Here is a 13082-nt window from a genome sequence, read left to right as displayed (position 1 = left end):
AGCACTCAACCTACTTGAGCGGCGTCATGAAATAAAATTCTGCCTGCGCATGGGCCCATTCCCTGCAGGAATACAAACGACCCGCCTGCCACCCTGGCGCTTGCCGCTTGCAGTCACTTGAACCGCCGCTCGACCCCTTTCTCGACCAGCACCTTGGCCGAGATTTCCTCGACCGAGAAGTGCGTGGAGTTCAGGTGCGCGATGTTCTCGCGGCGAAACAGGCTTTCCACTTCACGCACTTCGAATTCGCACTGGGCATAGCTGGCGTAGCGGCTGTTGGGCTTGCGCTCATGGCGAATGGCGGTCAACCGGTCGGGGTCGATGGTCAGGCCGAACAGTTTGCTGCGGTGGTTCTTCAAGGCCGTGGGCAACTGCAGGCGTTCCATGTCGTCTTCGGTCAACGGGTAGTTGGCGGCGCGGATGCCGAACTGCATGGCCATGTACAGACACGTCGGCGTCTTGCCACAACGCGACACGCCGACCAGGATGATGTCGGCCTTGTCGTAATAATGGGTGCGGGCGCCATCATCGTTGTCCAGGGCAAAGTTCACCGCTTCGATGCGCTCCATGTAGTTGGAGTTGTGACCAATGGAGTGGGATTTGCCCACCGAATAAGAGGAGTGTGAACTAAGCTCTTGCTCGAGTGGCGCCAGAAAGGTGGAGAAAATATCGATCATGAAGCCGTTGGAGGTGGCCAGGATCTCGCGTATTTCCTGATTGACGATGGTGTCGAAGATGATCGGTCGCACATCGTCGCGTTCGGCGGCTTGATTGATTTGTTGTACCATCGCCCGGGCTTTCTCGACGCTGTCGATGTAGGGCCGGGTAAATTTGCTGAACGCGATGTTTTCAAATTGCGCCAGCAGGCTTTGTCCGAGTGTCTCGGCGGTGATACCGGTACCATCGGAAATGAAGAACGCGGATCGTTTCATTGGCGGCCCTGGCTTTAAGCAGATGACGATTCTTGGATATGATAGGCGCGCTTGCCGGCCTCATGGCCCGCATTCTCGCTTTTTCCAGGCCCGGGCCACAAGCGCCCGGGTACCACAGGGTACTTCTGGAAACGCAGGCAAGGCAGTCAGCGATGACAACGCAGGTCGTTTTCAGAGGCACCCATGAGCTTTTCCCAACAACGAACAATAGTTAGTGGAGAGATCACCTTGGTAGAGTACGTAGTTTCCCTCGACACGCTCGGCGTCCATGATGTGGAGCACGTGGGAGGCAAGAACGCATCCCTCGGCGAAATGATCAGCAACCTGGCAGGCGCTGGCGTTTCGGTACCTGGTGGCTTTGCCACCACGGCCCAGGCCTACCGTGATTTCCTTGAGCTCAGTGGTCTGAACGATCAGATCCACGCCGCTCTGGATGCTCTGGATGTCGATGATGTCAACGCCCTGGCCAAGACCGGCGCGCAGATTCGTCAGTGGATCATGGAAGCCGAGTTTCCCGAGCGTCTCAACGCCGAGATTCGCACCGCCTTCGAGCAATTGTCGGCCGGTAACCCGAACCTGGCCGTGGCCGTGCGTTCTTCCGCCACCGCCGAAGACCTGCCCGATGCTTCCTTTGCCGGCCAGCAGGAAACCTTCCTGAACATTCGCGGCGTGGACAATGTGATCCGCGCCACCAAAGAGGTCTTTGCCTCTTTGTTCAACGACCGCGCCATTTCCTACCGCGTACACCAGGGCTTCGACCACAAGCTGGTGGCCCTGTCGGCCGGCGTGCAGCGTATGGTGCGCTCCGAGACCGGCACCGCCGGCGTGATGTTCACCCTGGACACCGAGTCCGGTTTCCGTGACGTCGTGTTCATCACAGGTGCCTATGGCCTGGGCGAGACCGTGGTGCAGGGCGCCGTCAACCCTGACGAGTTCTATGTCCATAAAGACACCCTGACCGCCGGCCGCCCGGCCATCCTGCGCCGCAACCTGGGCAGCAAGGCGATCAAGATGATCTACGGTGACGAGGCCAAGGCTGGCAAGTCGGTCAAGGTCGTCGACGTCGAGGCCGCCGAGCGCGCCCGCTTCTGCCTGACCGACGCCGAAGTCAATGAGCTGGCCAAGCAGGCCATCATCATCGAGCAGCACTACAAGGCCCCGATGGACATCGAGTGGGCCAAGGATGGCGACGACGGCAAGCTGTACATCGTCCAGGCGCGTCCTGAAACCGTGAAAAGCCGCAGCAACGCCAACGTCATGGAGCGCTACCTGCTCAAGGAAAAAGGCAGTGTGCTGGTCGAAGGCCGCGCCATCGGCCAGCGCATCGGCGCCGGCAAGGTGCGCATCATCAAGGACGTCTCGGAGATGGACAAGGTCCAGGCCGGCGACGTGCTGGTCTCGGACATGACCGACCCTGACTGGGAACCGGTGATGAAGCGCGCCAGCGCCATCGTCACTAACCGTGGCGGGCGCACCTGCCACGCGGCGATCATCGCCCGTGAGCTGGGTATCCCGGCGGTCGTGGGTTGCGGCAACGCCACCCAGCTGCTGCGTGACGGCCAGGGCGTGACCGTCTCCTGCGCCGAAGGCGACACCGGCTACATCTTCGAAGGCGAGCTGGGCTTCGACATCAAGACCAACTCGGTCGATGCCATGCCTGACCTGCCGTTCAAGATCATGATGAACGTCGGCAACCCTGACCGTGCCTTCGATTTTGCCCAGTTGCCCAACGCCGGTGTCGGCCTGGCGCGCCTGGAGTTCATCATCAACCGCATGATCGGCGTGCACCCCAAGGCGCTGCTCAACTACGACGGCCTGCCGCCGGACATCAAGGACAGCGTCGACAAGCGTATCGCCGGCTACAGCGATCCGGTCAGCTTCTATGTCGACAAGCTGGTCGAGGGCATCAGCACCCTGGCTGCGGCCTTCACCCCGAAAAAGGTCATCGTGCGCCTCTCGGACTTCAAGTCCAACGAGTACGCCAACCTGATCGGCGGCAAGCTGTACGAGCCCGAAGAAGAGAACCCGATGCTGGGCTTCCGCGGCGCTTCGCGCTACATCAGCGAGAACTTCCGCGACTGCTTCGAGCTGGAGTGCCGTGCCCTCAAGCGCGTACGTGAAGACATGGGCCTGGCCAATGTTGAGATCATGGTGCCGTTCGTGCGCACCCTGGGCGAAGCCAGCCAGGTCATCGATCTGCTGGCGGCCAACGGCCTCAAGCGCGGCGAGAACGGCCTGCGCATCATTATGATGTGCGAGCTGCCGTCCAACGCCATCCTGGCCGAAGAGTTCCTCGAATATTTCGACGGCTTCTCGATCGGCTCCAACGACCTGACCCAGCTCACCCTGGGCCTGGACCGCGACTCGGGGGTCATTGCGCACCTGTTCGACGAGCGCAATCCTGCGGTCAAGAAGTTGCTGTCCAATGCCATCCAGGCCTGCAACAAGGCCGGCAAGTACATCGGCATCTGTGGCCAGGGTCCTTCGGACCACCCGGACCTGGCGCGCTGGCTGATGGAGCAGGGCATCGAGAGCGTTTCGCTCAACCCTGACTCGGTGCTCGAAACCTGGTTCTTCCTTGCCGAAGGCCAGGCACCCGCCTGATGTGATGCGATGACGTTCCGGGCCGTCTACACGGTTCGGGATGGTCGAGAAAGGCGGTTTCCTCCGGAGGCCGCCTTTTTTTATCCAGTCGTTTTGTGCCACTCAAGGGCCGGATGCCCTTGAACTCTTGATCAAGAACACTATGCAAAGCAGCAGCTCTCTTTTTCCCGTGGCGTTGATGAGCGCCGAACGTCGCGGCGATCTGGTCGAAGATGTCTACCGTCTCAAGCCTGGCAACAGTCCCGATGCCACTGTCGAGCTGGCCGTCACCCGTCTTGGCCTGGTCGACCAGGCCCGGCCGCGCGGTGTGCCGGTGATTCTGCTGCATGGCAGTTTTTCCAACCGCCGCTTCTGGTACTCGCCCAAGGGCATTGGTCTGGGGCCTTATCTGGCGCGCGCCGGCTTTGATGTGTGGATCGCTGAAATGCGCGGGCACGGCCTGTCGGCACGCAACGCGACCTGGCGCACCAACAAAGTGGCCGATTACGCCCGTTACGACCTGCCGGTCATCGGCGCCTTCGTCAAGGAACTGAGCGGGCAGGTGCCGCACTGGATCGGCCATTCGCTGGGTGGCACGACCCTGGCGGCGGCCTTGGGCGGCCAGTATCTGGGCGAGAACGATGCCGCTTCCGTGGCGCTGTTCGGCAGCCAGGTCAGCCGCTATTACTGGCCGCTGAAAATCCCGCCGGTGCAATGGGCAGGCCGTCTACTGCTGCGCTCGTTCGAACATATTTCCGGGTCGCGCTTCAAGCGCGGTCCGGAAGACGAGCCGGTCGGCGTGGCCCTGGAGAGCATGCGCTGGCATGGCCTGTTCGGACGTTTTGGCGAGCGTGACAACCATTGGTGGGCCGGCCTTGCCAATGTGCGCCTGCCGGTGCTGGCCGTGGCGGCCGAAGGCGACCATCAGGATCCGCCCTGGGCCTGCCGCCTGCTGCTTGAACGCTTTGGCTCCGGGCAGCGCCAGTTCCTGAGCCTGGGGCGCCGGCAGGGTTTCAGCGAGGATTTCGATCATGTGCGCATGCTGGTCAGCGCGGCGGCGCAAGAACAGGTCTGGCCCCGGGTGCTCGACTGGTTGCAGCAGCGTCCGGTCGGTGAGTCGCTGCCCGCTGTCGAGCCGCCGCAGGGCGTGACGGCCGAAACGTGAGAGGCTTGCACAATGGCCTGTGGCTGGGTACGGTCACGGTCCAGACTGTGTAAAAACTACTACGCTCGGCCATGCTGCGTTGAAAACAGGCTCGGGCGCGAGTCCGATCAAAATGCTCATTTACAACCCGTAAACTCCGCTTTTTCGCTTGTTTGCGCCTTGCCTGGCCTTCGCTCACTACGTTTTTACACAGCCTGGGTCGGGCCATGGCCTGAGGCCTGGCACCGGACCCCCGCCATTGACTGACAGGAGTTACCCCATGCACTACATCACCCCGGATTTGTGCGATGCTCATCCCGATTCCGTGACGGTACTGGAGCCGATGTTCAGCAACTTTGGCGGTCGCGATTCGTTCGGTGGCCAGATCGTCACGGTCAAATGCTTCGAAGACAACTCGCGGGTCAAGGAGCTGGTGGGGCAGGACGGCAAGGGCAAGGTGTTGGTGGTGGACGGCGGCGGCTCACTGCGCTGCGCGCTGCTGGGCGATATCCTGGCCGGGCAGGCCGCCAGCAATGGCTGGGAAGGGGTGCTGGTCTACGGCTGCATCCGTGACGTCGATATCATCGCCCAGACCGACCTGGGCGTGCAGGCACTGGCCAGCCATCCGCTGCGTTCGGTGCGCCGCAACGTCGGGGATGTCGATGTGCCGGTGACCTTTGCCGGCGTGACCTTCCATCCCGGCCACTATCTGTACGCCGACAACAACGGTGTGATCATTTCCCCCACTGCCCTGAGCATGCCTGAGTAAGTGAAATTAGCGAATGTTTGACGAAGCCAACGCGCAATGGGGCCTGGTCCATGCCCTGGTACTGGATGGCAATGGGGGCGCACGGCAACTGGCCCGCACCGAACTGGGCGCCTTGCACCTGCAGCCGCAGGAAAGCCTGTGGCTGCACTGGGACCGCAGCCACCCCCAGACGCACGCCTGGTTGCGCAATGACAGCGGCTTGAGTGAATTCAGCTGCACCTTGCTGCTTGAAGAAAACACCCGGCCACGCCTGCTGGCGTTGCCGGACCAGCAATTGCTGCTGTTTCTGCGCGGGGTCAACCTCAATCCGGGCGCCGAGCCTGAAGACATGGTCTCGGTGCGCATCTTTGCGGCCGCCCAGCGCATCATTTCCCTGCGCCTGCGGCCCTTGCGGGCCACCGAGGAGTTGATCGGGCAACTGCTCGAGGGCCGTGGGCCCAAAACCGCTTCCGAGCTGATCCTGACCCTGTCGCAATTGCTGACCGACAAGCTCCAGGACCTGGTCGGTGACCTGACCGAGACAGTGGACGAAGAGGAAGAGCGCAACGACGCCGACGAGTGCTACAGCCCCGACCACGGCCTGCTGCTGCAGACCCGTCGTCGTGCGGCCGGGCTGCGCCGCTTCCTGGCGCCCCAGCGCGACATCTTCGCCCAGTTGTCACGCAGCCGCCTGACGTGGTTTGTCGATGACGATGTCGACTACTGGAACGAGCTGAACAACAGCCTGACCCGTTACCTTGAAGAGCTGGAGCTGACCCGCGAGCGCCTGGGCCTGCTGCTTGAAGCCGAGGACCGCCAGTTGAGGGAGCGGATGAACCGCACCATGTACCGTTTCGGCATCATCACCGGTATTTTCCTGCCCATGACATTCCTGACCGGCCTGCTGGGCATCAATGTCGGCGGCATTCCGGGTGCGGACAGCGCGAACGGCTTCCTGATTGCGTGTGGCCTGATCGTGGCGCTGGCCGTGGGGCAGTGGTGGCTGTTCCGGCGTTTGCGCTGGTTATGAAGAATGTTTCATCTTGGCAAGAAGCAGCCCGGTGTGACTCGTTGGCCTGGGGCTGCGTCTTTCTGTGACATTGCGTGAGGTGGCAGATGCACGATCCGTTTGAAGAATCCCTGCGGGACATGCTCAAGGCATCGTCCTCCATTCGGGATGATGATGCCTGTCTGGGCCGCGTCCTGAAAACCGCCAACCGGCAGGTCGGTGCCGGCGTGCTGTTCGGCCTGCTGGGCCGCTGGACGCAAGCCATGATGATTGCCGTCAATAACGGCAGCGCCCACGTTGCCCCGGTTTCGCGTCGCAGCAAGCCTGCTGTGCGCCCTGTCGATAAGGCTGATTGAACATGGAATTGGACCTCTGGACCCAGAGTCTCGTGACTGCAATGACGGCATTGTGGACCAAGATTGCAAATTTCATCCCCAGCCTGTTCGGTGCGCTGGTGGTGGTGGTACTGGGCTTCGTGGTGGCCAAGCTGCTTGATGCCCTGTTGTCCAGGCTGCTGGCCAAGCTGGGCCTGGATCGCCTGATGAACGGTACCGGGCTGACCAAGCTGATCAGCCGCGCCGGGGTCAAGGTGCCGATCTCGACCCTGATCGGCAAGATCGTGTACTGGTTTGTGCTCTTGATTTTTCTGGTTTCTGCGGCAGAATCGCTCGGCTTGCAGCGGGTCTCTGCGACTCTGGACATGCTTGCGCTGTACCTGCCCAAGGTATTTGGCGCCGCTCTGGTGCTGCTGGTCGGCGTGCTGCTGGCACAGTTGGCCAATGGCCTGGTGCGAGGTGCGGCAGAAGGTGTGGGTGTCGACTATGCTGCGGGCCTGGGGCGCGTGGCGCAGGGCCTGGTGATCATTATCAGTATCTCGGTGGCGATCAGTCAGCTGGAGGTCAAGACCGACCTGCTGAACCATGTGATCGTCATTGTGCTGATTACCGTAGGTCTGGCCGTCGCCCTGGCGATGGGGCTGGGCAGCCGGGAAATCGCCGGGCAGATCCTGGCGGGTATTTATGTACGTGAACTCTATCAGGTCGGCCAGATGGTTCAGGTCGGCGATATCGAAGGGCAGATCGAGGAAATAGGGACGGTCAAGACCACGCTGTTGACCGATGATGGGGAGTTGGTTTCGTTTTCCAACCGGATTCTTCTCGAGCAGCGTGTTAGCAGCCGTTAAGCGGCTAACCTGCTAATCTGTGCCGCCATCAAATCGCCTGTTTACAGGTGATGGCGGCCTTTGACCTGACTTTCGGCACGATTCGTTTTGAATAAACCCTCTCCGCTATCGCTGCGCTACGAACCCCATGAACTCTCTGATGAGGAGCTGGTTGCGCGCGCCCATGATGAGTTGTTTCATGTGACGCGTGCTTATGAGGAGCTGATGCGTCGCTACCAGCGCACCCTTTTTAACGTCTGCGCACGTTATTTGGGGAACGATCGCGACGCGGACGATGTCTGTCAGGAAGTGATGCTTAAGGTGCTGTACGGCCTGAAGAATTTCGAGGGTAAATCGAAATTCAAGACCTGGCTGTACAGCATCACCTATAACGAGTGCATCACTCAGTATCGAAAGGAACGGCGAAAGCGTCGCTTGATGGACGCGTTGAGCCTCGACCCGATCGAGGAAGCGACCGAAGACCGGACGCCTAAACCTGAAGAGCGGGGCGGGCTTGATCGCTGGCTTGTGCATGTGAACCCGATTGACCGGGAGATTCTGGTGCTACGTTTTGTCGCAGAGCTGGAGTTCCAGGAAATCGCAGACATCATGCACATGGGCTTGAGCGCAACGAAAATGCGCTACAAGCGGGCTTTGGATAAGCTGCGGGAGAAATTTGCAGGTAGTGCCGAAACTTAACCCGGCGCAAATACCTCTAACGAGCCGGCATGTTCTGATAGACTTGCCACCGAGTTGTCCCTGCATTTTGGGGCTGCTTTACAATCACCAGATGGGGATTTAACGGATGAAACTGAAAAACACCTTGGGCTTGGCCATTGGTACAATCGTTGCCGCCACTTCGTTCGGCGCACTGGCTCAAGGCCAAGGCGCAGTCGAAATCGAAGGCTTCGCCAAAAAAGAATATTACGACAGCGCCCGCGACTTCAAAAACGACGGCAACCTGTTCGGTGGTTCGATTGGCTACTTCCTGACCGACGACGTCGAGCTGCGTCTGGGCTACGACGAAGTTCATAACGTCCGTGGCGAAGATGGCAAGAACATCAAGGGCTCCAACACCGCCCTGGACGCTCTGTACCACTTCAACAACCCAGGCGACATGCTGCGTCCTTACGTCTCCGCTGGTTTCTCTGACCAGAGCATCGGCCAGACCGGCCGTAGCGGCCGTAACGGTTCGACCTTCGCCAACCTGGGCGGCGGTGCCAAGCTGTACTTCACTGACAACTTCTACGCCCGTGCCGGCGTTGAAGCTCAGTACAACATCGACCAGGGCGACACCGAGTGGGCGCCAAGCGTCGGTATCGGTGTGAACTTCGGTGGCGGCAGCAAGCCAGCCGCAGCACCGGCTCCAGCGCCAGTAGCTGAAGTGTGCTCCGACAGCGACAACGACGGCGTGTGCGACAACGTCGACAAGTGCCCTGACACCCCGGCCAACGTTACCGTTGACGCTGATGGCTGCCCGGCCGTTGCCGAAGTGGTTCGTGTCGAGCTGGACGTGAAGTTCGACTTCGACAAGTCGGTTGTCAAGCCTAACAGCTACGGCGACATCAAGAACCTGGCTGACTTCATGCAGCAGTACCCACAGACCACCACCACTGTTGAAGGTCACACTGACTCCGTCGGTCCTGACGCTTACAACCAGAAACTGTCCGAGCGTCGCGCAAGCGCCGTTAAACAGGTTCTGGTCAACCAGTACGGCGTTGGCGCCAACCGCGTCAACTCGGTCGGTTACGGCGAATCGCGTCCAGTTGCTGACAACGCTACCGAATCCGGTCGTGCAGTCAACCGTCGCGTAGAAGCTGAAGTAGAAGCCCAGGCCAAGTAATTAGCCTGCCTTCTGGCAGACGGGTGGCCCAGGTCACCTGATCTGCAATGAAAAATGCCCCGTACCGCAAGGTACGGGGCATTTTTCGTTATGGCGTGATTGCAGCCGCAGCCGCAGCCTCCGCTTCAGGGGGCGGTTTAGCCGCCAAGGGCGCGAAGAGGGGCGTCTGTTCCCCGACCGGCACCGGTCGCACAGTGCTCGACAGCACCCACCACCTCACCAATCACCAGCACGGCCGGGCTCTTGAGGCCGAACGACAGGGCATCACGCTGCATGTCGCACAAGGTGCTGCGGCACTCGCGCTGGTGGGGCAACGAAGCGTTTTCGATCATCGCCACCGGCATGCCTGCGCTCATGCCGCCGGCCAGCAGGCCGGCGCAGATCTCGTCCAGCCGCGCCACGCCCATGTACACCACCAGCGTGGTGCCGGTCTGTGCCAGCGCCGACCAGTTCAGGCTGCTGTCATCCTGGGTGTGGGCTGTGATCAGCGTGACGCCCCGGCTGATGCCGCGCAGGGTCAGCGAAATATCGCACTGAGTGGCGCCGGCCAGGCCTGCAGTGATGCCGTTGACCAGCTCCACTTCGATACCGTGCTCCTTGAGCCATTGGGCTTCTTCACCGCCACGGCCGAAGATGCACGGGTCGCCGCCCTTGAGGCGCACCACGCACTTGCCCTGGCGGGCATAGCGCAGCATCAGCCGGTGAATGAAGGCCTGCGGTGTCGAGCGGCAGCCGCCGCGCTTGCCTACGCGGATGACCCGTGCAGTGGGGCTGTGCTCGAGCACTGCCGGATTGACCAGGTCATCGATCATCACGATGTCAGCGCTGTGCAGGGCGCGCACCGCCTTGAGGGTCAACAGTTCGGGATCGCCGGGACCTGCGCCCACCAGCCAGACTTTTGCGTTCATGGGGTATTCCTCACTCAGTGACGGCGACAAGGTTGATCAGGCGTTTTATTTCCGGGACACAGGACCCGCATTGGGTGCCACAGCCCAGCTGTTGTTTCAATTGGTCCAGGCACAAGCCGCGCTCGATGCCGGCGCTGATGCTGCTCTGGCTGACGTTCTTGCAATTGCACACGATGGTGTCGCGGGTCTGCAGCGCGCTTTTGCCCGGCTCGCGACTGATGGGGGCGAGCATCCAGCGGCGCAGCGGCTCGTCGGCGCGGCCTTCCAGCCACAGGTTCTGCAACCAGTGCCGGGCCAGGGTTTCCCCGGCCAGGCGTACGGCAGTGATGCGCTCCTGATCAATGCGCACGCGTTTGCCGACACCCCTGCCGGCGTCGTCGTAGGCCATGACCGGACCGTGATCCAGGCCCAGCAGGTGGTCGATCTGCGCCAGCAGGGCCGCTTCGGGCGCGTGCGGATGGGCGGCGCGAATCACCAGCGCCGGGCGTTCACGGCCAGCCAGGCTCAGGCTGGCATAGTCGAAGGCTTCGCACAGCGGTCGCAGGGCCTGCAGATGATTCTGCACGTCGCCTTCGATCAGCGCAAAGAACTGCCAGGGCAGATCGGCCTTTTCGACCCGCACCCCGCTGTGTTTGAGCTCTGGCTGTTTGGAGAGCGGGTCATAGGCCGGCTGGGTGAGCAGGTTGACCCCGCCCTTGAGGAAGCGATCGCCCCAGTGCATCGGCAGCCAGGCATGCCCGGCCCGCAGGCTGTCATCGCTGGCGACCGGCACCACGAGGTGGCCGCGCCGGCTGTGCAGGTGCACCAGATCGCCGCTTTCCAGGTGCTGGCGTTGCATGTCGGCCGGATTCAGGCCCAGCACCGCCTCGCTGACATGCCCGAACAGCCGGGCGGCGGTGCCGGTGCGGCTCATGCCGTGCCACTGGTCGCGCAGCCGGCCGGTATTGAGGGTCAGTGGGAAAAGCGCGTCGCGGCGTTCCTGTGGGGCCACATAGCCTTCGCAGACAAACTGCGCACGCCCCGAGGCGGTGGGGAATACGCCATCGCTGTACAAGCGTGCCGTGCCGGCGCTGGCACCTTCTGGAAACGGCCATTGTTGCGGGCCAAGCTGTTCGAGCAGGTCGCGGTTGATACCGCTCATGTCCAAATCACGGCCGCGCGTCAGGCCTTTGTATTCATCAAACAGCGACCGTGCCGTCGCAAAGTCGAACAGCGGCGCACTGCCGGGTCGCAGGCGCTTTTGCAGGCGCCGGGCGAAATCCACGGTGATCGACCAGTCGGCCCGGGCCTGGCCCGGTGCGGGAATGGCCTTGCGCACGTTGGACAGGCGCCGCTCGGAGTTGGTCACCGTTCCTTCTTTCTCGCCCCAACTGGCGGCCGGCAGCAGCAGGTCGGCATAGTGGGCGGTTTCGGTGGTGCGAAAGGCTTCCTGCAAGACCACGAACGGGCAGTCGCTCAGTGCCTGGCGCACGGTGGCCTGGTCCGGCATTGATTGCGCCGGGTTGGTGCAGGCAATCCACAAGGCCTTGATCGTGCCGTTGCGCACCTGCTCGAACAGATCGACCGCCGACAGGCCGGGAGTGGCCGGCAGCCCGGCGACGTTCCAGTACTCGGCCACTTCGCGGCGGTGCCCGGCATTACCGGCCTCTCGGTGCCCTGGCAGCAGGTTGGACAGGCTGCCGGTTTCCCGGCCGCCCATGGCATTGGGCTGGCCGGTCAGCGAGAAAGGGCCGGCGCCGGGGCGGCCGATCTGCCCGGTGGCCAGGTGCAGGTTGATCAGCGCACTGTTCTTGGCGCTGCCGGCGGTGGACTGGTTCAGGCCCATGCACCACAGCGACAGAAAAGCCGGTGCCTCACCGATCAGCCGGGCGCAGGTGTGCAGGTCTTCGACACGGATGCCGCACACCTGGGCGACATGCTCAGGCGTGTAGTCGTGCACCAGCGCCTTGAGTTCGCTGAAATGCTCGGTGTGAGCGTTGATAAAGGTCTCATCGGTGTACGCTTGTTCGATCAGCAGGTGCAGCAGACCATGGAACAGCGCCACATCGCTGCCGCCCTGAATCGCCAGGTGCAGGTCGGCCAGCTCGCAGGTGTCGGTGCGTCGTGGATCGACCACGACGATCTTCATGTCCGGGCGGCGGCTTTTGGCTTCTTCCAGGCGACGGAACAGCACCGGGTGGGCATAAGCCATGTTGCTGCCGACGATCAGCAGGGTGTCGGCCAGTTCGATGTCCTGGTAGTTGCACGGCGGCGCATCGGCGCCCAGGCTGCGCTTGTAGCCGACCACTGCCGAGGACATGCACAGCCGCGAATTGCTGTCGATGTTGTTGGTGCCGACCAGGGCCCGTGCCAGCTTGTTGAAGGCGTAGTAGTCCTCGGTCAGCAACTGGCCGGAAATGTAGAACGCCACGCTGTCAGGACCATGCTCGGCGATGGCCTGGGCGAATACACCCGTGGCGTGCTCCAGTGCCGTGTCCCAGTCGGTGACGCTGCGGGGCAGGGCTTTGCCCAGGCGCAGTTCCGGGTACAGCGCCCGGCTGCTCAGGTCACCGGTCAAGTGCAGGCTCGAGCCCTTGCTGCACAGGCGGCCGAAGTTGGCCGGGTGGTGCGGGTCGCCGCTGACGCCATGGATGTGCAGGTCGTCGTGTTCGATCAGTACCCCGCACCCCACGCCGCAATAGCAGCACGTCGACGCTGTCGTACGCAGCGGGCCGGAAGTGGCAATGGGCAGGCTCAGGTCGGTCATGCGCTGG

11 protein-coding genes are annotated in these 13082 nt (G+C 62.1%); 8 read left to right on the top strand and 3 right to left on the bottom strand.

Annotation, left to right across the window (positions count from 1 at the left end):
• Positions 1-113: 113 nt before the first annotated feature.
• Entirely contained in the window at positions 114-932 is an 819-nt protein-coding gene (ppsR, locus tag DGA31_RS18920) for a posphoenolpyruvate synthetase regulatory kinase/phosphorylase PpsR (RefSeq protein ID WP_056837425.1), read from the bottom strand.
• A 228-nt stretch (positions 933-1160) separates the two neighbouring features.
• Here ppsR and ppsA point away from each other — a divergent pair, with 228 nt between their 5' ends.
• The 8 genes from ppsA to DGA31_RS18880 all read left to right on the top strand — a co-directional run bounded on the left by ppsA (position 1161) and on the right by DGA31_RS18880 (position 9421).
• Positions 1161-3536, top strand: a complete 2376-nt coding sequence (gene ppsA, locus DGA31_RS18915) for a phosphoenolpyruvate synthase (protein ID WP_109513585.1) — start codon at positions 1161-1163, stop codon at positions 3534-3536.
• Between the two features lie 142 nt (positions 3537-3678).
• Entirely contained in the window at positions 3679-4680 is a 1002-nt protein-coding gene (locus DGA31_RS18910) for an alpha/beta fold hydrolase (RefSeq protein ID WP_109513584.1), read from the top strand.
• A 259-nt stretch (positions 4681-4939) separates the two neighbouring features.
• The gene (gene rraA / locus DGA31_RS18905; protein WP_056837430.1) at positions 4940-5428 is read left to right on the top strand and encodes a ribonuclease E activity regulator RraA; all 489 of its coding nucleotides are present in this window, start codon (positions 4940-4942) and stop codon (positions 5426-5428) included.
• Positions 5429-5441: 13 nt separating this feature from the next.
• The gene (locus DGA31_RS18900; protein WP_109513583.1) at positions 5442-6437 is read left to right on the top strand and encodes a zinc transporter ZntB; all 996 of its coding nucleotides are present in this window, start codon (positions 5442-5444) and stop codon (positions 6435-6437) included.
• Positions 6438-6523: 86 nt separating this feature from the next.
• Entirely contained in the window at positions 6524-6772 is a 249-nt protein-coding gene (locus DGA31_RS18895; RefSeq protein ID WP_056837434.1) for a hypothetical protein, read from the top strand.
• 2 nt (positions 6773-6774) lie between these two features.
• Positions 6775-7599: a mechanosensitive ion channel family protein gene (locus DGA31_RS18890; RefSeq protein WP_056837436.1), complete on the top strand. Its 825-nt coding sequence runs from the start codon at positions 6775-6777 to the stop codon at positions 7597-7599.
• A gap of 87 nt (positions 7600-7686) precedes the next feature.
• Complete coding sequence (gene sigX, locus DGA31_RS18885) at positions 7687-8277, top strand: RNA polymerase sigma factor SigX (protein WP_056837438.1); 591 nt, start codon at positions 7687-7689, stop codon at positions 8275-8277.
• 106 nt (positions 8278-8383) lie between these two features.
• Positions 8384-9421: an OmpA family protein gene (locus DGA31_RS18880; RefSeq protein ID WP_056837440.1), complete on the top strand. Its 1038-nt coding sequence runs from the start codon at positions 8384-8386 to the stop codon at positions 9419-9421.
• A 137-nt stretch (positions 9422-9558) separates the two neighbouring features.
• Here the strand turns inward: DGA31_RS18880 and cobA are convergent, their stop codons facing one another.
• Positions 9559-10329 (bottom strand): uroporphyrinogen-III C-methyltransferase, encoded by a 771-nt coding sequence (cobA, locus tag DGA31_RS18875; protein ID WP_109513582.1) that lies wholly within the window; start codon positions 10327-10329, stop codon positions 9559-9561.
• Positions 10330-10339: 10 nt separating this feature from the next.
• Positions 10340-13075, bottom strand: coding sequence for a nitrate reductase (locus DGA31_RS18870; protein WP_109513581.1), 2736 nt, complete (start codon positions 13073-13075; stop codon positions 10340-10342).
• Positions 13076-13082 lie beyond the last annotated feature (7 nt).

It is taken from the genome of Pseudomonas ovata, assembly GCF_003131185.1.
Classification (GTDB): Bacteria; Pseudomonadota; Gammaproteobacteria; order Pseudomonadales; family Pseudomonadaceae; genus Aquipseudomonas; species Aquipseudomonas ovata.
The sequence above is the reverse complement of the archived record's forward strand: the minus strand, read 5'-3'. Positions and strand labels throughout refer to the sequence as shown.

Coding starts and splice junctions, on each gene's coding strand:
- ppsR (WP_056837425.1), bottom strand. CDS start 932: ATGAAACGATCCGCGTTCTTCATTTCCGATGGTACCGGTATCACCGCC.
- DGA31_RS18910 (WP_109513584.1), top strand. CDS start 3,679: ATGCAAAGCAGCAGCTCTCTTTTTCCCGTGGCGTTGATGAGCGCCGAA.
- rraA (WP_056837430.1), top strand. CDS start 4,940: ATGCACTACATCACCCCGGATTTGTGCGATGCTCATCCCGATTCCGTG.
- DGA31_RS18900 (WP_109513583.1), top strand. CDS start 5,442: ATGTTTGACGAAGCCAACGCGCAATGGGGCCTGGTCCATGCCCTGGTA.
- DGA31_RS18895 (WP_056837434.1), top strand. CDS start 6,524: ATGCACGATCCGTTTGAAGAATCCCTGCGGGACATGCTCAAGGCATCG.
- DGA31_RS18890 (WP_056837436.1), top strand. CDS start 6,775: ATGGAATTGGACCTCTGGACCCAGAGTCTCGTGACTGCAATGACGGCA.
- DGA31_RS18880 (WP_056837440.1), top strand. CDS start 8,384: ATGAAACTGAAAAACACCTTGGGCTTGGCCATTGGTACAATCGTTGCC.
- cobA (WP_109513582.1), bottom strand. CDS start 10,329: ATGAACGCAAAAGTCTGGCTGGTGGGCGCAGGTCCCGGCGATCCCGAA.
- DGA31_RS18870 (WP_109513581.1), bottom strand. CDS start 13,075: ATGACCGACCTGAGCCTGCCCATTGCCACTTCCGGCCCGCTGCGTACG.